Raw genomic sequence first — 22,640 nt, 5'->3', positions numbered from 1 at the left:
CATCACGCCATCCCCAGCTCGTTGTTGATGAAGTCGAGGACCTCCGCGGCCCCGGCGGCTTCGAGCCGTCCGGTGACCGCTTCCTCCGCTTCGGGTGTCTCGTGCCCGGCGAGCCACTTCGACAGCACCGTCCGCAGGCGGGCGGTGATGCCGGAGCGCAGCTCGCTGCCGTCCGGGACGGCGGCGAGCGCCGTCTCCAGGCGGTCCAGGTCGGCGAAGACGGGCTCGGCGTCGTCTTCGCCGGTCAGCCCGGCCCGCAGGTACGCGGCCAGCACGGCCGCGGTCGGGTAGTCGAACACCAGCGTCGCCGGCATCGCGAGCCCGGTCGCGGCGGCGAGCCGGTTGCGCAGGTCGACGGCGGTGAGCGAGTCGAACCCGAGCTCGCGGAACGCCCGTGCCGGGTCGACGGCCTCGGGCCCGTCGTGGCCGAGGACGGCCGCCGCCTCGGCGCGGACCAGCTCGGTGAGCAGGTGGTCCTGCTCGGCGGCGGACCGGCCGGCCAGCCGCGCGGCCCACCCTTCGGCGTCCTCGGCCGGGGCTTCCGCGGGCGTGGCCTCCGGCAGCGCGGCCAGCAGCGGGCTGGGCCGGCGCAGGGTGAAGGTCGGGGCGAAGGTGGCCCAGTCGATGTCGGCGATGGTGACCACGTCCTCGCCGCCGTCGAGCACCTGGCCGAGCGCGCGGACGGCGAGCCGCGGGTCCATGGTTCGCACCCCGGCCCGGCGCAGCCGGTCCCCGGCCTCGCCTTCGCCGAGCCCACCGCCGCCCCACAGGCCCCACGCCACCGAGGTGGCGGCTTTGCCCTGGGCGCGGCGGGTTTCGGCGAGCGCGTCCAGGTAGGCGTTGCCCGCGGCGTAGCCGGGCTGGTAGCTGCTGCCCCAGGTGGCGGCGCCGGAGGAGAAGAGGACGAACGCGTCGAGGTCGCCGGTCAGTTCGTCGAGCCACCGCGCGCCCGCCACCTTCGCCCGGGTGACGTCGGCGAGGCCGGCGACGGTGGTTTCGGCGACCGGGCTGCCGGCGCTGACGCCGGCCGCGTGAACGACGGCCGACAGCGCGGGCCCGGTGGCGGCGATCCGGGCGAGTAGCCCAGCCACGGCGGCGCGCTCGGCGGTGTCGCAGGCGATGACGTCGACCGCGCTGCCGGCTTCGGCGAGCCCGGCGGCGAGCTGGGCCACGTCGGCGGCGCCCGGACCGGAGCGGCTGGTCAGCACGATCCGGGTGGCGCCGACATCGACCGCGCTACCGGCCTCCGCCGGCCCGGCCACGCCGGAGCGGCTGGTCGGCACGGTCCGGGCAGCGGCGCGCTCGGCCAGCCAGCGGCCGACGTGCCCGCCGACGGCGCCGGTGCCTCCGGTGACCAGCACGGTGCCGCGCGGCACCCAGGGCGTGGCGGGCCGCGGTCGCGGGGCGCGCACCAGCCGGCGGGCGAAGAGACCGGCCGGCCGGAGCGCGACCTGGTCCTCACCGGTGCCGGCGAGCAGGGCACACAGGCGCCGCGCGGTTTCGCTGTCCATTGTGGACGGCAGGTCGGCCAGGCCGCCCCAGCGGTCCGGGTGTTCGAGCGCGACGACCCGGCCCAGGCCCCACGCGGCGGCCTGCCCGGGGCGGGTGGGTGCGTCGGCGGGGCCGGTGGTGACCGCGCCGCGCGTCAGCACCCACAGCGGCGCGTCGATCCCGGCCTCGCCGAGAGATTGCACGAGCCGCAGGGTGGCGGCGAGGCCGCGGGTGACCACCGGGTGGTCCGGGTGCGGGCGCTCGTCGAGGGCCAGCAGGGACACGACGCCACGCAGGTCGGCCGGCGCGTCCTCGATCGCCGTGACGACGTCGGCGCCGTGCTCGGCGAGCGCCGCGGTGACCTCCGGGCCGTCGCCGAGCACCAGCCAGGTTCCGGACAGCTCGGCCGCGCCCGGCTCCGGTACGGGGGTCCAGGCGATGCGGTAGCGCCAGCCGGCGACCGCGGATTCGTCGTGGTTCCGGCGGCGCCAGCGGGCCAGGGCCGGGACCACGTCCCGGAGGCTGCGGGGCTCGAGGTCGAGGCTGCCGGCCAGGTCACCGAGGTCGCCGCGGTCGACGGCGGTCCAGAACTCCGCCTCGGCGCCGGTTCCGGCGGCCGGAGCGACCGGTTCGGGCCAGAACCGCTGGTGCTGGAAGGCGTAGGTCGGCAGGTCGACCGGCTGTCCACTCAGGACGGAAGCCCAGTCGACGGACACACCGCGGGTCCAGGCTTCGGCGAACGACCGCAGCAGCCTCCGCGGGCCGCCGTCGTCGCGGCGGAGGGTGCCGACGGCCACCGGGTCGGCCAGGGTGTCGGCGATCGCGCCGGTGAGCACCGCGTGCGGGGACGTCTCGACGAACACGCCGTGACCTGATTCGCCGAGGACACGCACAGCACGTTCGAACTCCACCGGCTCGCGCAGGCTCGCCGCCCAGTACGCCGGATCCAGCTCCGGCCCGGCCAGCCACTCACCCGTCATCGCCGACACCATCGGAATCTCGGCCGCACGCGGGGAAATCCCGGTCAGCACCGAGACGATCTCGTCCCGCAGGGCATCCACCTGCGCCGAATGGGACGCGTAGTCCACCGGAATCAGCCGGGTCCGCACATCCGCGGATTCGGCCAGCTCCCGCAACGCCTCCGGCTCACCCGAGACCACAGTGGACAGCGAGCCGTTCACCGCCGCCACCGACAACCGCGCACCCCACGGGGCAATCCGCTCACGCACCAGCGAAGCAGGCTCGGCCACCGACATCATCCCGCCGCGACCCGCCAACGCCGTCAGCACCCGCGACCGCAGCGCCACTACGCGAGCACCGTCCTCAAGGGACAGCGCACCCGACACCACCGCCGCCGCGATCTCCCCCTGCGAATGCCCCACCACCGCATCGGGAACCACGCCGGCGGCGCGCCACACCTCGGCCAGCGACACCATCACCGCCCACAACGCCGGCTGCACCACATCCGCGGAGTCCAGATCATCCAGATCCAGCGAGACAAAAGGCGCCAACGCCGCCGCACACTCCGCCAGCCGCGCCGCGAACACCGGACACGACTCCGCCAGCTCGCGACCCATCCCGGCCCACTGACTGCCCTGGCCCGGGAACACGAACACCGTCCGGCCGGGCGCGGCGGCCGCGACGCCGGTCACCACGCCGGCGCCCGGCTGTCCCGTCGCCACCGCGGCCAGACCGGCGGGGAGATCCTCACCGAGGACCACCGCCCGGTGCTGGAACGCCGACCGCGTCGTGGCCAGGGACCAGCCGATGTCCGCCGGCGCCCACGAGCCGCCCAGGACGTGCTCGCGCAGGCGACCGGCCTGGGCGGCGCGGCCGTCGGCGGTGCGGCCGGACAGGATCCACGCGGTGGCACCGGGAACGAGCGGCCGCCGCTCGGACACCGCGGGACCGGCCGGGGCCTCTTCGAGGATGACGTGGGCGTTGGTGCCGCTGGCCCCGAACGCCGACACCCCGGCCCGCCGCGGCCGGTCGCCCGCGGGCCAGGCGACCGGCTCCCGCAGCAGGACGACCTTGCCCGCCGACCAGTCCACGTGCGGTGACGGCGCGTCGACGTGCAACGTCCGGGGCAGCTTGCCGTTCCGCAGCGACAGCACCATCTTCAGCACCCCGGCCACGCCGGCCGCCTGCTGGGCGTGCCCGAGGTTCGACTTCACCGAACCCAGCCACAGCGGCTCGTCGCGGTCCTGGCCGTACGTGGCCAGCAGTGCCTGCGCCTCGATCGGGTCACCCAGCGACGTCCCGGTGCCGTGCGCCTCGACCACGTCCACGTCCGATGTGGACAGTCCGGCGTCGGCCAGCGCGGCCCGGATCACCCGCTGCTGCGAGGGGCCGTTCGGGGCGGTGAGGCCGTTGGACGCGCCGTCGGAGTTGATCGCGCTGCCGCGGATCAGGGCGAGCACGCGGTGGCCGTGGCGGCGGGCGTCCGAGAGCCGTTCGACGGCCAGCATGCCCGCGCCTTCGGCCCAGCCGGTGCCGTCCGCGGCCGCCGAGAACGCCTTGCACCGGCCGTCCGCCGCGAGTCCCTGCTGCTGCACGGACTGCGCGAAGACGTCCGGGTCAGGCAGCACCGTGACGCCACCGGCCAGCGCCAGCGAGCACTCACCCGACCGCAGGGCCCGCACCGCCAGGTGCAGCGCGACCAGCGAGGACGAACACGCCGTGTCGACGGTGACCGCCGGGCCCTCCAGGCCGAGGGTGTAGGCGATCCGGCCGGACAGGATGCTGGTCGCGGTGCCCATCGGCAGGTGGCTGTCGGCGCCGACCGTGGTGCCGCGGCCGTAGCCGGACGCGGCCGCGCCGGCGAACACGCCGGTCTTCGAGCCCTTCAGCCGGGACGGGTCGATGCCGGCGCGTTCGAGGGCCTCCCACGAGACTTCCAGCAGCAGCCGCTGCTGCGGGTCCATCGCCAGGGCCTCGCGCGGGCTGATGCCGAAGAAGCCCGGGTCGAAGTCGGCGGCGTCGGCGAGGAAGCCGCCGACCGCCGCGTAGTCGCCCGCGGCGACGTCCCAGCCGCGGTCGGCGGGGAAGGAGCCGACCGCGTCCGTGCCCGTGTCCAGCAGGTCCCACAGCTGCTCCGGCGTCGTGGCACCGCCCGGCAGCCGCAGGCCCATGCCGACGATCGCGACGGGCTCGTCCGCCGGTGCCACGGTGACCGCCGCGGTCTCCGCCGGGCCGCCGCCGAGTTCCTGGCGCAGGTGGGCGGCGACCGCGGCCGGGGTCGGGTGGTCGAACACGAGTGTCGCGGTCAGCTGCAGCCCGGTCGCGGCCGCCAGCCGGTCCCGCAGCTCCATCGACGTCAGCGAGTCGAAGCCGAGGTCCTTGAACGCCCGGCCGGGCTCGATCGCCGCCGCCGAGGCGTGGCCGAGCAGGGTCGCGGTCCGGTCGCGGACGAGGTCGAGCAGCTCGCTTTCGGAGAACTCGGCACGCTTCCCGGGGGCCGGTTCCGGCGCGGCGGCGAGCACCGCGGCGACCTCGGGCAGGCCGGCCAGCAGCGGGCTCGGACGGCGCAGGGTGAACGCGGGAGCGAAGGCGGCCCAGTCGACGTCCGCCACGGTGACCAGGTCCTCGCCGGCGTCGAGCGCCTGGCCGAGCGCGTGGATCGCGACGTCCGGAGCCATCGGCTTCAGGCCGCGGCGGCGGGCCTGCTCGCCACCGGCCCCGGCGCCGAGACCGTCGCCGTCCCACAGGCCCCAGGCGATCGACGTCGCGGCCTGCCCCCGCGCGCGGCGGTCTTCGGCGAGCGCGTCGAGGAAGGCGTTGGCGGCCGCGTAGCCGGGCTGCCAGGCGCTGCCCCAGGTCGCCGAGATCGACGAGCAGAGCACGAAGGCGTCGAGGTCGCGGGTCAGCTCGTCGAGGTGCGCCGCGCCGCCGGCCTTGGCTTCGGTGACCGCGGCCTGCTCGGCGAGGGTCGTCTCGGCGAGCGGCGTGGCCTGCCCGACCCCGGCGGCGTGCACGACGGCGGTCAGCTCGGGAATCCGGTCCAGCAGGGCGGCGACCTGGTCGCGGCGGGCGACGTCGGCGGCGTAGACGGTCACCGCCGTGCCCTGGCCGGCGAGCTCCGCCACCCGCTGCGCGACACCGCGGGCCTGGGGGCCGCCGCGGCTGGTCAGCACCAGCCGGCGGGCGCCGCGCCCGGCGAGGAACCGCGCGATGTGCCCGCCGAGCGCGCCGGTGCCGCCGGTCACGAGCACGGTGCCGCGTGGCGTCCAGGTCCCGGTCCGTTCCGGCGGGGCCGCGCGGACGAGCCGCCGGGCGGCGAGCCCGGCCGGGCGCAGCGCGACCTGGTCCTCACCGAGACCTGCCAGCACCGCGGCCAGCCGGCGTCCGGCCTTGTCGTCCATTGTGGACGGCAGGTCGACGAGGCCGCCCCAGCGCTCCGGGTGTTCCAGGCCCGCGACGCGCCCCAGCCCCCAGGTCTGCGCCTGCTCGGGCCGGGTGGGTTCCCCGGGTGCGGCGGCGACGGCACCGCGGGTCAGCAGCCACAGCGGCGCGTCGATCCCGGCGTCGCCCAGTGCCTGGACCAACGTCAGGTTCGCCGGGCAGTCCAGGACGGAAACCACGCCGGCGAGATCGGTGTCCGGCAGGGCGGTGCGGTCGAGCCCGGCGGCGTCGAGCGTGCGGACGTCCGCGCCGTGCGTGCGGAGGACGGCTTCGACGTCGGGTGCTTCGCCCACCAGCAGCCAGGTGCCGGACAGGGTGGCCGGCGCCGGTTCGGCGATCGGGGTCCAGGTGACGCGGTAGCGCAGGTTCGCCGTCAGCGTGTCGGCCCGCTCGCGCCGCCGCCAGGACGCGAGGGCGGGCAGCACCTCGCGCAGCGACTCGGCCGGGGCGGGCAGCTCCGCGGCCAGCGCGGCGACGTCGCCCTGCTCGACCGCGGTCCAGAGCCGGGAGTCCGCGGCCGGTGCCGCGGCCACCGCGGGCCCGTCCGGCCAGTAGCGCTCCCGCTGGAACGCGTACGTGGGCAGCGTGGTCCGCCGTCCGCCGAGGACGGCCTGCCAGTCGACGGTGACGCCGTGGACGTGGGCCTTCGCCAGGGCCGTCACGAGCGGGGTGTCGCGGCGCAGCAGGGGCACGAACGCGGCGTCGGCGCCGGTGTCCATCGCCGACAGCGTCCCGTCGGGCCCAAGCTCCAGGAAAACCGAAACGCCTTGCGCGGTCAGGGTTTCCACGGCGTCGGCGAACCGCACGGCGGCCCGGGCCTGCGCGGGCCAGTAGCCCGCGTCCGGCGTCTCCACCAGCGAGCCGGTCAGCGCGCCGGCCCAGAGCAGCCGGGGCGCGGCGAACGTCAGCCCGGCGGCGACGTCGGCGAGGTCGGCCAGCGCCGGTTCGACCAGCGGCGAGTGGAAGGCGTGGCTCACGCGCAGCCGCCGCACCCGGCGGCCCCGCTCCCGCCAGCGCGCCACCACGCCGTCGACCGCCTCGGCCGGACCGGAGACCACCACCGACGACGGCCCGTTCACCGCCGCCGGCGCCACGCCGCCGAGGTCCGGCGAGATCTCGGCTTCGGACGCCTCGATCGCCGCCATCGCCCCGCCTTCGGGCAGCGCTTCCATCAGCCGCGCGCGGTGTGCGACCAGCCGGGCCGCGTCCGGGAGTGACAGCACCCCGGCCGCGTGGGCCGCCGCGATCTCGCCGACCGAGTGCCCGGCCACGGCGTCCGGGCGGACGCCGGCCGCGGCCAGGACGGCGAGCAGGCCCACCTGCAGCGCGAACAGCCCGGTCTGCGCGTACAGCGTCCGGTCCGCGCGGTCGTCGGCTTCGTTCTCGCCGAGCACGACGTCGCGGATCGGCTGCCCGAGTTCGGCTTCGATCAGCTCGCACGCCTCGTCGAACGCCGCCGCGAACACCGGGTCCGCCGCGTGCAGCTGCCGGCCCATCCCGGCGCGCTGGCTGCCCTGGCCGGCGAAGAGGAACCCGACGCGCCCGGGCCGCACGGCTCCGGTGACCACGTCCGGCGCGGACCGGCCGCCGGCCAGCGCGGCCAGTCCCTCGACGAAGTCGCCGGTGACCACCGCGCGGTGCTCGAACGCGGTCCGGGTGGTGGCCAGCGAGAAGCCGACGTCGGCCGGGTCGAGGTCCGGGTGCGCCCGGACGTGGTCCAGGAGCCGGCCCGCCTGCGCCGCGAGCGCCGCGGGGGTGCGGGCCGACAGCGGCCACAGCACCGGGCCGGGCCGCCGGTCGCCGGGTGCGTCGCCGGAAGCCGGGGCTTCTTCGAGGATCAGGTGGACGTTCGTGCCGCTGGCCCCGAACGCCGACACCCCGGCCCGGCGCGCCCGCTCGCCCGCCGGCCACGCGACGGGGGCGGTCAGCAGCCGGACCTGCCCCGCCGGCCAGTCCACGTGGGGGGTGGGCTCTTCGGCGTGCAGGGTCGCGGGCAGCTGCTCGTGCCGCAGCGCCAGGACCATCTTGAGCACCCCGGCGACACCGGCCGCGGTCTGGGTGTGCCCGATGTTCGACTTCAGCGAGCCCAGCCACAGCGGCTCGGCGCGGTCGCGGCCGTAGGTGGCCAGCAGGGCTTCGGCCTCGATCGGGTCGCCGAGAGTGGTGCCGGTGCCATGCGCCTCGACTACGTCCACATCGGACGCTTCGAGCCGCGCGTCGGCCAGTGCCGCGCGGATCACCCGGCGCTGGGCCGGCGCGCTGGGCGCGGTCAGGCCGTTGGACGCCCCGTCGGAGTTGACCGCGCTGCCGCGGATCACCGCGAGCACGTCGTGACCGTGCCGCCGGGCGTCGGACAGCCGTTCCAGCAGCACCAGCCCGGCGCCCTCGCCCCAGCCGGTGCCGTCCGCGCCGGCGCCGAAGGGCTTGCACCGGCCGTCGGCGGCGAGCCCGCCCTGCCGGGAGAACTCGGCGAACATGCCCGGGGTGACCATCACCATCACCCCGCCGGCCAGCGCCAGCGAGCATTCGCCCGCCCGCAGCGCCCGCGCCGCCAGGTGCACGGCCAGCAGCGACGACGAGCACGCCGTGTCCACGGTGACCGCCGGGCCCTCCAGGCCGAGGGTGTAGGCGACGCGTCCGGAAAGGACACTCAGCGCGCTGCCCGCGACGACGTGGCCTTCGTCGCCGCCGTGCGCGCGGGTGAGCCAGTCGTAGCCGGAGGCCGTGGCGCCGACGTAGACGCCGGTGCGCGAACCCCGCAGGGACACCGGGTCCACGCCCGCGTGTTCCAGGGTCTCCCAGCAGACTTCCAGCAGCAGCCGCTGCTGCGGGTCCATGGCGAGCGCCTCGCGCGGCGAGATCCCGAAGAACCCGGCGTCGAACCGCGGGACGTCGTGGACGAACCCGCCCTGCCGCTCGTAGCCGGTGCCGAGGTCGCGGACGTCCCAGCCGCGGTCGGCGGGGAAGCCCCCGATCGCGTCGGTGCCCTCGGCCACCAGCCGCCACAGGTCGTCCGGGCCGTGCACGCCACCCGGGTAGCGGCAGCCCAGCCCCACGACGGCCACGGGCTCGTCGGACGCCGACTCCAGCTCGTGCAGGCGGCGGCGGGTCTCGTGCAGGTTCGCCGTCACCTGCTTGAGGAAGTACCGGAGCTTCTCTTCGCTCACTTCCGTCCCCCTCACTGGATGCCGAATTCTTTGCCGATGAAGTCGAAGATCTCGTCGTCGCCGGCGTCCGCCAGCTGCTGCGCGACATCGGGTTCTTCGGGCGCCCCCACCAGCTCCTCTCGCAGGTGCGCGGCCAGCGCGGCCGCGGTCGGGAACTCGAAGACCACGGTGGAGGGAAGCCGGACCCCGGTGGCCGCGGCCAGCCGGTTGCGCAGCTCCACCGACGTCAGCGAGTCGAAGCCGAGGGCGCTGAACGCCCGGTCGGGGGCGACGTCCGCGGGCCCGGTGTGGTCGAGGACGCGGGCCGCTTCGGTGCGTACGAGGTCGGTGAGCAGCTGGTCCTGCCGAGGCCGTGGCAGGCCGGCCAGCCGCCCGGCGAAGTCGCTGTCCACTGTGGACTCGGGTGTGGCCAGCGCGGTGGCCGCCTCCGGGACCGCGGCGAGCAGCGGGCTCGGCCGGCGCACGGTGAACGCGGGAGCGAAGGCGGCCCAGTCGACGTCCGCCACGGTGACCGCGTCCTCCCCCGCGTCGAGGATCTGCCCCAGCGCGCGCACGGCGAGGTCCGGGTCGAGGGTCCGCAGGCCGTGCCGCACCGACCGGCCCGCTTCGGGCCCCCCGGCCCACGGACCCCAGGCGACGGCGGTCGCCGGCTTCCCCGCGGCCCGGCGGCGCTCGGCCAGCGCGTCGAGGAAGGCGTTGCCGGCGGCGTACCCGCCGACCAGCGCACTGCCCCAGGTGGCCGCGATCGAGGAGAACACCACGAAGGCGTCGAGGTCGCCGGCCAGCTCGTCCAGCCAGGCGGCCCCGGCGGCCTTGGCGGTGGCGACCCGGGTGAGCTCCGCCGCGGACGTGTCGGCCACCGCGGTGGCCTGGCCGACGCCGTCGGCGTGGACGACGGCGGACAGCGGGCCGAGCCGGTCCAGCAGCCCGGCCACCTGGGTCCGCCGGGTGGTGTCGCACCCGGCCACGTCGACCGCGGTTCCGGCCACGGCGAGGGACGCGGCCAGGCGGGCGGTGTCCGCGGTGACCGGGGTGTCCGCGGTCAGCACGACCCGGTCGGCCCCGCGCCCGCCGGCCCAGCGGGCGGCGTGCGCACCCAGCGTCCCGGTGCCGCCGGTGACGAGCACGGTGCCGCGGGGGTGCCAGCTCTCGCCCGCGCGGGGACGGCCCGCGCGGGTCAGCCGCCGCGCGAGGATGCCCCGGGGCCGCAGGGCCACCTGGTCTTCGCCGGTGCCCGCCAGGACTCCGACGAGCCGGGCCGCGGTGCTTTCGTCCAGGGTGGGCGGAAGGTCGATCAGGCCGCCCCAGCGGTCCGGTTGCTCCAGGGCGGCGACCCGGCCCAGGCCCCAGACCTGGGCCTGCGCGGGCGACGCGGGTTCGCCGGGGCCGGTGGCGACGGCGCCGCGGGTCAGCACCCACAGCGGGGCGTCGATTCCGGCCTGGACGAGGTCCAGGGTGGCGACCAGGCCCGCGGTCGCCGTCCCGTCGACCGGGCGCTCGTCGAGGGCCAGCAGCGAAACCACCCCGGCGAGCGGGCGCGCCGGCGGCGGCGAGCCGGCGGTCGCGGTGACCACCTCCGCGCCGCGGGCGGTCAGGGCGGCGGCCACCGGAGCAGTCTCCGCCGGGTCGCCGACCACCAGCCAGGTGCCCGACAGCACCGCCGGCCCCGCCTCGGCGACCGGGGCCCAGGTCACGCGGTAGCGCCGGTCGTCCAGCGCGGTGCCACCGCGGCGGCGACGGCGGTACGCCGCCAGGGCGGGCAGCAGGTCGCCGAGCTTCTCGTCGTCGACGGCGAGGGTGGCGGCCAGCTCGCCGACGTCGCCGCTGTCGACCGCGGCCCAGAAGGCGTCGTCGCTTTCCGCGGCGACCGCGTCGGGCCAGAACCGGCGGTGCCGGAAGGCGTACGTCGGCAGGTCGACCGTGCCCGCCCGGCCGAGCACCTCCGCCCAGTCCACCGGGACACCGCGCACCGACGCTTCGGCGAAGGAGGTCAGGAGCCGTCGTTCACTTCCGTCGTCGCGGCGCAGGGTGCCGGTGACGACGGGCGTGTCCAGGGTGTCGGCGATCGCGCCGGTCAGCACCGGATGCGGGGAAACCTCCACGAACACGCCGTAGCCCGACTCGCCCAGCGCCCGGACCGCCCGCTCGAACTCGACCGGCTCCCGCAGGCTCGCGAACCAGTACTCCGCGCCCAGGTCGGCTGCCGGAGTGCCGGTCATCGACGAGATCATCGGGATTTCGGGCGTCCGCGGGGAAATCCCGGCCAGCACCGAGACGATCTCTTCGCGCAGCGCGTCCACCTGAGCCGAGTGCGACGCGTAGTCCACCGGGACCAGCCGCGTCCGGGCCTCCGTTGTCTCCGCGAACTCCCGCAGCGCGCCGGGCTCACCGGAGACCACAGTGGACAGTGGACCGTTCACCGCGGCCACCGACAACCGGTCGGCCCACGGCGCGATCCCGTCCCGGACCTCCGCGGCCGGCGCGGCGACGGACAGCATCCCGCCACGACCGGCCAACGCCGTCAACGCCTTGCTGCGCAGGGCGACCACCCGGGCACCGTCCTCAAGGGACAACGCACCCGCCACCACCGCGGCCGCGATCTCACCCTGGGAATGCCCGACGACGGCGTCCGGCACGACACCGGCGGCCCGCCACACCTCGGCGAGCGACACCATCACCGCCCACAACGCGGGCTGCACCACGTCCGCGGCCTCGGAACCACCGTCCAGATCCAGCGAGGCATAAGGCGCCAGCGCTGCCTCGCACTCCGCCAGCCGGGCCGCGAACACCGGGCACGACTCCGCCAGCTCCCGGCCCATCCCGGCCCACTGGCTCCCCTGGCCCGGGAACACGAACACCGTCCGGCCGGGCCCGTGCGGCGGGGCGGTCCCGGTGACGACGCCGGCGGCGGCCTGCCCGGTCGCCACCGCGGCCAGCCCGGCCACCAGCTCGGCGCGGTCTTCGCCCAGCACCACGGCTCGCTGCTCGAACCGCGCGCGGGTCGTGGCCAGCGACCACGCCACGTCGACCGGGTCCAGCTGCGGGCGGGCCAGCACGAACTCCCGCAGCCGGCCGGCCTGCGCCGCCAGCGCCTCCGGGTCGCGGGCGGACACCACCCAGGCCCCCGCCGAGACGGGGATGGTGTCCTCGGCGGGTTCCGGCGCGGGCGGGGCTTCTTCGAGCAGGACGTGCGCGTTGGTGCCGCTCATGCCGAACCCCGACACCCCGGCGCGGCGCGGGCGGCCGCCGCCGGTCCACGGCACCGGTTCGGTCAGCAGCTCCACCGCACCGGACGACCAGTCGACGTGCGGCGTCGGCTCGGCCACGTGCAGCGTGCGCGGCAGCGTGCCGTGCTGGAGGGAGAGGACCACCTTCATCACCCCGGCCACGCCGGCCGCCGCCTGGGTGTGCCCGAGGTTCGACTTCACCGAACCCAGCCACAGCGGCTCGTCGCGATCCTGGCCGTACGTGGCCAGCAGTGCCTGCGCCTCGATCGGGTCACCCAGCGACGTCCCGGTGCCGTGCGCCTCGACCACGTCGACGTCCGAAGCGGACAGCCGCGCGTCCGCCAGCGCCGCGCGGATCACCCGCTGCTGCGAGGGGCCGTTCGGGGCGGTCAGCCCGTTGGACGCGCCGTCGGAGTTCACCGCGCTGCCGCGGACCACCGCGAGCACCGGGTGCCCGTGGCGGTGGGCGTCGGACAGCCGCTCGACCGCGAGGACGCCGGCGCCCTCGGCCATGCCCATGCCGTCGGCCGCGCCGGAGAACGCCTTGCAGCGGCCGTCGGCGGCCAGGCCGCGCTGCCGCGAGAACCCGACCAGGTCCCGCGGGGTCGCCATCACGGTGACGCCACCGACCAGGGCGAGCGAGCACTCGCCCGCCCGCAGGGCGCGCCCGGCCATGTGCAGCGCGACCAGCGACGACGAGCACGCCGTGTCCACGGTCAGCGCCGGGCCTTCCAGGCCGAGCAGGTAGGCGACCCGGCCGGACAGCACGCTGGTCGCGTTGCCGGTCATCAGGTGCCCTTCGAGGCCGGCTCCGCTGCCGGTCCGGGCCAGCCGGCTGCCGAGCTGGTCGTAGCCGGAGACGTACCCGCCGACGAACACGCCGGTGGCCGAGCCGCGCAGCGACGCCGGGTCGATGCCCGCGCGTTCGAGGGCCTCCCACGTCACTTCCAGCAGCAGCCGCTGCTGCGGGTCCATCGCGAGGGCTTCGCGCGGCGAGATGCCGAAGAAGCCGGCGTCGAACTCCGCCACGTCCTGCAGGAAGCCGCCTTCCCGCACGTACGCCGTGCCGGGCCGGTCCGGGTCGGGGTCGTAGAGCGCGTCGAGGTCCCAGCCGCGGTCGGCGGGCAGGCCGGTGATCGCGTCGCGGCCGCCGTCGAGCAGCGCCCACAGGTCCTCCGGCGTCCGCACCCCGCCGGGGAACCGGCAGCTCATCGCCACGATGGCCAGGGGTTCGTCGACGGGCCGGGTGGTGACCGGCGCCGCGGGACCGACTGAGCCCGCAGTCCCGGTCAGCTCGGTCCGCAGGAACGCGGCGAGCGCTTCCGGGTCGGGGTGGTCGAACAGCAGCGTGGTGGGCAGAGCGAGGCCGGTGGCCGCGCCGAGGGAGTTGCGCAGCTCGACCGAGGTGAGCGAGTCGAGGCCCATTTCGCTGAACGCCCGGGCGGGTTCGAGCACCGACGCCGACGCGTAGCCCATCACGTGGGCGGCTTCGGACCGGATCAGCTCGGCCAGGACACGCTCCTGCTCGGCGGGGGCCAGCCCGGCCAGCCGGTCGGCGAGCCCGGTTTCCGCCGCGGGCTCGGGCGCGTGGATCTCCGGCAGGTCCCGCATGAACGGCGTCCGCCGCAGCTCTTCGGCCCCGTGTTCGGTGGCCAGCGCGGCGAAGTCGACCTCCATCAGGGTCAGCACCGGGTGGCCGGGGTCCTCGATGGCCTGCCCCAGCGCCTGCACGGCCAGCCGGGGGTCCATCAGGACCTCCCACTTGTTGCGGGCCAGCCGCTGCCGGGCGCCTTCGCTGGCCTGCCCGATGCCGCCGCCGTCCCAGGGCCCCCAGGCCACCGAAAGGCCGGGCAGCCCGCGGGCGCGGCGGTCCTCGGCCAGCGCGTCGAGGAAGGCGTTGGCGGCGGCGTAGTTGCCCTGCCCGCCGTTGCCGAAGGTCGCCGACGTCGAGGAGAACAGCACGAACGCGTCGAGGTCGTGCCCGGCGGTGAGCTCGTCGAGGTGCACCGCGCCGGCCGCCTTGCCGGCCAGGGTGCTCGCGAGGCGTTCGGTGCCGAGCCGGTCGAGCACGCCGTCGTCGAGGGCGCCGGCCGCGTGCATGACGGTGGACAGGGCCGGCCCGGTGGCGTCGATCCGGTCGAGCAGCGCGGCGACGGCGGCGCGGTCCCCGGTGTCGCAGGCGACGACGTCGACCGCGGTGCCGGCCGTGGCCAGCCCGGCGGCGAGCCCGGCCACGCCGGCGGCGCCGGGGCCGGAGCGGCTGGTCAGCACCACGCGCCGGGTGTCGCGGCCGGTGAGCCAGCGGCCGACGTGCCCGCCGATCGCGCCGGTGCCGCCGGTGATCAGCACGGTGCCGCGCGGGACGAACCGCGGGCCGGGGACGGCGGGCAGCGGGGCCCTGGCCAGCCGGCGGGCCAGGATCCCGGTGTCCCGCAGGGCAACCTGGTCTTCGTCCCGCGCGCCGAGCACGGCGGCCAGGCGGTCCGCGGCGCGGTCGTCCCACGCGGCGGGCAGGTCGATCAGGCCGCCCCAGCGGTCGGGGTGCTCGACGGCGGCGGTGCGGCCGAGGCCCCAGACCGGCGCCTGTGCCGGGCGGCCGGGCGCCGGCTCGGTGCCGGCGGCGACCGCGCCGCGGGTCAGCACCCACAGCGGGGCGGCGATCCCGGCGTCGCCGAGCGCCTGCAGCAGGACGAGGGTCCCGGCCAGGCCGGCGGTCACCGAGGGGTGCCCGGGAAGCGGCGTTTCGTCCGTTCCCAGCAGGGAAACCACGCCCTCGGGCCGATGGCCGGAGACGGCTTCGGCGAGCCGGAACGCCCAGGCTTCGCGGTCCGGAACGCCGTCGAGGCCGACGACGAGCACCTCGGCACCCCGCTCTTCGAGCGCCCGGACCACCGGCCCGGTCTCCCCCACGACGACCCAGGTCCCGCTCAGGACCGGCGAGACGCACCCAATGTGGCCTTCGGTGCGTTCAACGCACCCAAGGTGGCCTTCGGTGCGTTGAGCGCAACCAAGGCCACATTGGGGCGCTACGGGGTCGGGCACCGGGGTCCACTCGACGCGGAAGCGCCAGTCCGCCACCGCCGACCCGCCGTGCTCGGCCACGCTCGCCGACGGCTTCCGGGCTTCCGGCCAGTACCGGTCGCGCTGGAACGCGTACGTGGGCAGCTCGACCGTCCGTCCGGAAAGGACCGTGGTCCAGTCGACCGGGACGCCGTGCGCCGCGGCCGTCGCCAGCGCCGCCAGGAAGCGGTCCGCGCCGCCGTCTTCGCGCTCGAGGGTGCCGGTCAGGACCGGGGCGGGCAGGCCCGCGTCCTCGGCGGTCTCGGCGATCGCGGCGGTCAGCACCGGGTGCGCGGAGACCTCGGCGAACACGCGGTGCCCGGCCACGGCCAGCTCCCGGACGGCGTCGGCGAACCGGACCGGCTCGCGGACGTTCGCGTACCAGTACCCGGCGTCGAGCTCGGTCCCCGCCAGCCAAGCGGCCCGCACGGTGGAGAAGAACGGGATCTCCCCCGGCCGCGGCCGGATCCCGGCCAGCGCGTCCGGCAGGGTCGTGGCGAGGGGCTCGACCAGCTTCGAGTGGGCGACGAAGTCGTTCGCCGGGATGCGCCAGCGCAGCACCTTCCGCGTGCGCAGCTCGCGTTCGAACTCCGTGAGCGCGCCGGGTTCGCCGGACACGACCGTGGTCGCCGGGCCGTTCACCGCGGCGACGGCGAGCCGGTCGCCCCACGGCTCGAGGAGCTCGCGCACCGCGTCCGCGGGCATGACCACCGACAGCATGCCGCCGTCGACGTCGAGTTCGCTCAGCGCCCGCGACCGCACCGCGACGACCCGGGCCGCGTCCTCCAGCGACAGGATTCCCGCGACGCAGGCCGCGGCGATCTCGCCCTGGCTGTGGCCGACCACGGCGTCCGGGACGACCCCGGCGGCCCGCCAGACCTCGGCGAGCGAAACCATGACCGCCCACAGCACCGGCTGCATGACGTCGGCGGTGTCCAGCGGCCCGGCCAGTGCTTCGGCCGGCTCGAAGTCCACAAAGGACCGCAGCGCCGCCGCGCACTCGGCGAACTTCGCCGCGAACACCGGCGACTCGGCGAGGAGCTGCCTGCCCATCCCGGTCCACTGGCTGCCCTGGCCGGGGAAGACGAACACGAGCCTGCCGTCGGTGACCGTGCCGGTGACGACACGGGCCGCGGGCTGCGCGGTCGCCACCGCCGCCAGTCCGGCGGCCAGCTCCTCGCGGTCGGCGCCGAGCACGACGGCCCGGTGGCCGAACGCGCTGCGCGTGGTGGCCAGCGACCAGCCGGCGTCGGCCGGGTCCAGCTCCGGGTGGGCCAGCGCGAACTCGCGCAGCCGTCCGGCCTGCGCGGCCAGGCCCGCCGCGGTGCGCGCGGACACCGGCCAGGCGGCCAGCGACGGCGTCAGCACCGGCGGCCCGGTGACCGGCCGGGGCGTGGGCTCGGGTGCCTCTTCGAGGATGACGTGGACGTTGGTGCCGCTCATGCCGAACGCCGAGACGCCGCCGCGGCGCGGGGCGCCGGTGGCGGGCCACGGACGCTGCTCGGTGAGCAGCCGGACGTCACCCGCGGCCCAGTCGATCTCGGCCGACGGCGGGTCGGCGTGCAGGGTCTTCGGCAGCGTCCGGTGCCGCAGGGACAGGACCATCTTGATCAGGCCGGCCACCCCGGCGGCGGTCTGCGTGTGCCCGATGTTGGACTTCGCCGAGCCCAGCCACAGCGGCCGGTCGCGGTCGCGGCCGTAGGTGGCCAGCAGCGCGTGCGCCTCGATCGGGTCGCCCAGCGTGGTGCCAGTGCCGTGCGCCTCCACCGCGTCGACGTCCGAAGTGGACAGACCGGCGTTCGCCAGTGCGGCCCGGATCACGCGCTGCTGCGACGGCCCGCTCGGGGCGGTGAGGCCGTTGGAAGCGCCGTCCTGGTTCATCGCGGTGCCGCGGACCAGGGCCAGCACCGGGTGGCCGAGCCGCCGCGCGTCGGACAGCCGTTCGACGGCGAGCACGCCCGCGCCCTCGGCCAGTCCCATGCCGTCCGCGCCGGCCCCGAACGCCTTGCAGCGGCCGTCGGCCGAGAGCCCGCGCTGGCGTGAGAAGCCGACGAACTGCCCGGGCGTCGCCATCACCATGACCCCGCCCGCCAGTGCCAGGGTGCACTCGCCGGAACGCAGGGCCTGGGCCGCCAGGTGCAGCGCCACCAGCGACGAGGAGCAGGCCGTGTCGATTGTGACCGCCGGCCCCTCCAGGCCGAGGGTGTAGGCGAGGCGGCCGGAGATGATGCTGCCGGAGTGGCCGGTGACCAGGTAGCCCTCGGCGCCGCCGTCACCCTCGGCCAGGCCCGCGCCGTAGCCGGTGAGCGCGGCACCCGCGAAGACGCCGGTGGCCGAGCCCCGCAGCGTCTCCGGGTCGATGCCCGCGCGTTCGAGCGCCTCCCACGACACCTCCAGCAGCAGCCGCTGCTGCGGGTCCATCGCGAGCGCTTCCCGGGGGCTGATCCCGAAGAACCCGGCGTCGAACTCGGGCGCGTCGTAGAGGAACCCGCCGGCCCGGGCGTAGGTCCGGCCCTGCCGGTCGGGGTCCGGGTCGTAGAGGCCGGTGTCCCAGCCGCGGTCGGCCGGGAACCCGCCGATCACGTCGGCGCCCGCGGCCAGGAGGTCCCAGTACTGCTCCGGGGTCGCGACGCCACCCGGGAAGCGGCAGCCGATCCCGACGATGGCGATCGGCTCGGCCGGGTCGGCGACGGTCACCGGCGACACCGGCGCGGATTCCGCGGTGCCGAGCAGCTGCCCGACGATGCGCTCGGCCAGCGCCGCCGGGGTCGGGTGGTCGAACACGGCCGAGGACGGCAGCTTCGCCCCGGTCGCGGCTTCCAGCTGCTTGCGCAGCTCGACCGCGGTGAGCGAGTCGAACCCGAGGTCACGGAAGGCGCGCGTGGCGGGCACGTCCTGGGCCGAGCCGTGGCCGAGGGTGGCGGCCGCGTGTGCCCGGACCAGGTCGGTGACGACGCGGGTGCGCTCGGCCGCCGGGGCCGCGGCGAGCTTCGCGGCCAGCTCACCGGTGGGGGCCGGGGTCTCGGCCGGACGCGGTTGCGCGGCGACGCGGTCGAGCAGCGGGCGGGGCCGGGCCGCGGTGAAGACCGGCGCGAAGCGGTCCCAGTCCATGTCGGCGAGGGCCAGGTAGGTGTCGCCGTCGGCGAGCACGCGGCCGAGCGCGGTCAGCGCCGGCCCGGGGGCGAGGAAGTTCATGCCCTGCCGCAGCAGCCGCGCCGGGGTGACGCTGCCCGGTTCGTGCGCGGCGGCCGCGTTCAGCGCGTCCCAGTCGCGGGTGTCCCAGACGCCCCAGGCGATCGACGTCGCGGGCAGGCCGCGGGCGCGCCGGTGCTCGGCGAGCGCGTCGAGGTGGGCGTTGGCGGCCGCGTAGCCGCCGTGCTCGTTGCTGCCCCACGCGGCGGCGATCGAGGAGAAGAGGACGAACTCGTCGACGTCCGTGGCGAGCTCGTCGAGGTGGGTGGCGCCGCCGGCCTTGGCCTCCAGCGCGGTCGCCAGCCCCGCGTGGTCGGTCTCGTCGAGGCGGGTGAGGTGGAAGACGTTGGCCGCGTGCAGCACGGTGCTCAGCGCGGGCCCGGTCGCGGCGATCCGGGCCAGCAGCCCGGCGACGGCAGGGCGTTCGGCGATGTCGCAGGCCACCACGTCGACGCCGGCCCCGGCACCGGCGAGGTCCGCGACGAGCGCGGCCAGGTCCGCCGACGGCCCGGACCGGGTGGGCAGCACGACCCGGCGGGCGCCGCGGGCGGCCAGCCACGGGCCGACGTGCCGGCCGATCGAACCGGTGCCGCCGGTGAGCAGCACGGTGCCGCGCGGGGTCCAGGACGGTTCGCCGGTCTTGGCGCGGGGCGCGCGTTCCAGGCGGCGGACCAGGGGGCCGCCGGGCCGGAGCGCGACCTCGTCCTCCCCGGTGCCGGCCAGCACCGCGCACAGCGCCGCCGGGTCGAAGCCGTCCTCGGGCAGGTCGACCAGGCCGCCCCAGCGATCGGGGTGTTCGAGCCCGGCGACCCGGCCGAGGCCCCACACCTGCGCCCGCACCGGGTCCGGGGCTTCCCCCGGCCGGGCCGCGACCGCGCCGCGGGTCAGCACCCACAGCGGGGCGGGAATGCCCGCACGCACCAGGTCCAGCGTTGCCGCGGTGCCCTCGGTCAAGGCGAGCAAGGAGAGCACGCCCGCGAAGTCGCCGTCCGGCAGGGGCTCGCCGGCCCGGGTCACGACCGTGGTGGCGCCGTGGGTTTCGAGCGCGGCGGCGTACTCACTCGCGTCGGCGGTGCCGGCGACGACCAGCCAGGTGCCGGCCAGCGCCGCCGGGCCGGGCGCGGCGGGCGTCCAGGTGACGCGGTAGCGCCAGCCGTCGGTGCGGTCGGCGACCGGCGCCGGGCCCGGCCAGTACCGGCGGCGCTGGAAGGCGTAGGTGGGCAGCTCGATGTTCTGTCCACTGAGGACGTTTGCCCAGTCGATGCGGACGCCGTGGACGTGGGCTTCGGCGAGCGACCGCAGCAGCCGCCGGGCCCCGCCGTCATCGCGCCGAAGGGTGCCGGTGACGACCGGGGTGTCGAGGGTGTCGGCGATGGCACCGGTGAGCACCGCGTGCGGGGAGGTTTCGACGAAGACGCCGTGCCCCGACTCGCCGAGCACCCGGATCGCCCGCTCGAACTCGACGGGTTCGCGGAGGCTGGCCGCCCAGTAGGCCGGGTCCAGCTCGGGACCGGCAATCCACTCGCCGGTCATCGCCGAGACCATCGGGATCTCGGCCGCACGCGGGGAAATCCCGGCCAGGACCTCTTCGATCTCCTCGCACAGCGCATCCACCTGCGCCGAGTGCGAGGCGTAGTCCACCGGAATCATCCGGGTCCGGACATCCGCGGCTTCCGCCAGCTCACGCAACGCCTCCGGCTCACCCGAGACCACAGTGGACAGCGGGCCGTTCACCGCCGCCACCGACAACCGGTCACCCCACGGAACAATCCGCTCCCGGACCGCCGACGCGGGCTCGGCCACCGACATCATCCCGCCGCGGCCCGCCAACGCGGTCAGCACCTTGCTGCGAAGGGCGACCACCTTGGCACCGTCCTCAAGGGACAACGCACCCGACACCACCGCCGCCGCGATCTCACCCTGCGAGTGACCCACCACCGCGTCCGGCGCGACACCAGCCGCCCGCCACACATCGGCCAGCGACACCATCACCGCCCACAACGCCGGCTGCACCACATCGGCAGCCTCGGAACCACCGTCGAGGTCCAGTTCCAGGTAGGGGGACAACGCCGCCGCGCACTCGGCCAGCCGCGCCGCGAACACCGGCGACACCGCGGCCAGCTCCCGGCCCATCCCGGCCCACTGGCTGCCCTGGCCGGGGAAGACGAACACCGTGCGGCCCGCGCCCGTGTCCGGGACCACGCCGGTCACCACGCCCGCCGACGGCTGCCCGCCGGCCAGCGCGGCCAGGTCGTCGCGGCCGCCGCCGAGCACCACCGCCCGGTGGGTGAGCGCCGCCCGCGTGGTGGCCAGTGACCACCCGACGTCCGCCGGCTCGGCGGTGACATCCAGGAGGTTCGCCGCCTGCGCGGCCAGTGCCTCGGGGCTGTGGCCCGAAACGAGCCAGGCGGTTTCGCCGTCGAGCACCCGGACGCGCGGCTCGGCCGGCTCGGCCGGGTCGTCGTCTTCGGCGGGCTCGGGAGCCGGGGCCTCCTCGATCAGGACGTGGGCGTTGGTGCCGCTGATCCCGAAGCCCGAGACCCCGGCGCGGCGCGGGCGGTCGCCGGCGGGCCACGGCTCGGCCTCGGTCAGCAGCCGCACCGCGCCCGAGGACCAGTCGACGTGCCGGGACGGCTCGCCGGCGTGCAGGGTGCGCGGCAGCAGGCCGTGGCGCAGGGCGAGGATCATCTTGATCAGCCCGGCGACCCCGGCCGCGGCCTGGGTGTGGCCGATGTTGGCCTTCACCGAGCCGAGCCACAGTGGACGGCCGGCGGGACGTCCGGCACCGTAGACGCGCAGCAGGGCCTCGGCCTCGATCGGGTCGCCGAGCGCCGTGCCGGTGCCGTGGGCCTCGACCGCGTCGACGTCGGCGGGGGTCAGCTTGGCCGCGGCGAGGGCCGCTTCGATGACGCGCTGCTGGGACGGGCCGTTCGGCGCGGTCAGGCCGTTCGACGCGCCGTCGGAGTTGACCGCGGACCCGCGCACCACCGCCAGCACCGGGTGGCCGAGCCGGCGGGCGTCGGACAGGCGTTCCAGCACCAGCATCCCGGCGCCCTCGCCCCAGCCCGTGCCGTCCGCGCCGTCGGCGAAGGCCTTGCAGCGGCCGTCGGCGGCCAGGCCCTGCTGGCGGGCGAAGGCCGCGAACAGCCCCGGGGAAGCCATCACCGTGGCGCCGCCGGCCAGTGCCAGCGAGCACTCGCCGTTCCGCAGTGCCTGCGCGGCCAGGTGGACCGAGACCAGCGACGACGAGCACGCGGTGTCGACCGACACCGCCGGGCCCTCCAGGCCGAGCACGAACGCCACCCGCCCGGACAGCACGCTGTTCGCGGTGCCGGTCAGCAGGTGGCCCTTCGCCTCCACGGCGTCCACCGGCAGGTTCGTGCCGTAGCCCGAGGAGTAGACACCCGCGAACACCCCGGTGGCGCTGCCGCGCAGGGACAGCGGGTCGATGCCGGCGTGCTCCAGTGCCTCCCAGGCCACTTCCAGCGTCAGCCGCTGCTGCGGGTCCATGGCCAGCGCTTCCCGCGGGCTGATCCCGAAGAACCCGGCGTCGAACTCCGGCGCGTCATCGATGAAGCCGCCCTGGCGGGTGCCGGAAATCCCGGCGTCGTAAAGGCTTTCGACGTCCCAGCCGCGATCGGCGGGGAACGCGGAGATCGCGTCGACCCCGCCGGCGACCAGGTCCCACAGCTGCGCGGGGCCGCGCACCCCGCCGGGGAACCGGCAACCCATGCCGACGACCGCGATCGGCTCCTGCGCGCGCCCGGCCAGTTCGCGCAGCTGCCGCCGCGTCTTGCGCAGGTTGGCGGTCGCCAGCTTCAGGTAGTCGCGAAGCTTTTCCTCGTTCGCCATCTCGCCACCGTTTCCCGGCCCGCCGAAACCGTTCCGCTTCGGGGCCGCCCCAGGGAAAACCGCGGGACAACGCCCGCCACGATCTGCCCGGAGGTTACTACGGAACGGGGGCGGAATACGGCCTGTTCAGCCGCCGCCGGGCAGCACCTGAACACTTGTCCGAAATGGCGATTTCACATTGGCAAACAACAGTTAATCGACCGGAAAACGGTGAAGTGAAAAAAAGAAGGCCACCGGAGAGCTGGGGATC

At 76.3% G+C, this 22,640-nt stretch carries 2 protein-coding genes; both read right to left on the bottom strand.

The window, feature by feature from the left end; genetic code table 11:
- Positions 1–2: 2 nt before the first annotated feature.
- A complete protein-coding gene (locus tag I4Q55_RS34070) occupies positions 3–9,059 on the bottom strand; it encodes a type I polyketide synthase (protein ID WP_307793389.1) in 9,057 nt (3,018 codons plus the stop codon).
- An 11-nt stretch (positions 9,060–9,070) separates the two neighbouring features.
- Positions 9,071–22,390, bottom strand: coding sequence for a type I polyketide synthase (locus I4Q55_RS34065; RefSeq protein ID WP_206793889.1), 13,320 nt, complete (start codon positions 22,388–22,390; stop codon positions 9,071–9,073).
- Positions 22,391–22,640: the final 250 nt, after the last annotated feature.

It is taken from the genome of Amycolatopsis sp. MtRt-6, assembly GCF_017308975.1.
GTDB lineage: Bacteria > Actinomycetota > Actinomycetes > Mycobacteriales > Pseudonocardiaceae > Amycolatopsis.
Note: the sequence above shows the minus strand (reverse complement) of the source record. Positions and strands in the feature narration are given on the sequence as shown.

Bases quoted from the DNA above. Each gene is read 5' to 3' on its own strand.
- I4Q55_RS34065 (WP_206793889.1), bottom strand. From the start codon at position 22,390: ATGGCGAACGAGGAAAAGCTTCGCGACTACCTGAAGCTGGCGACCGCC.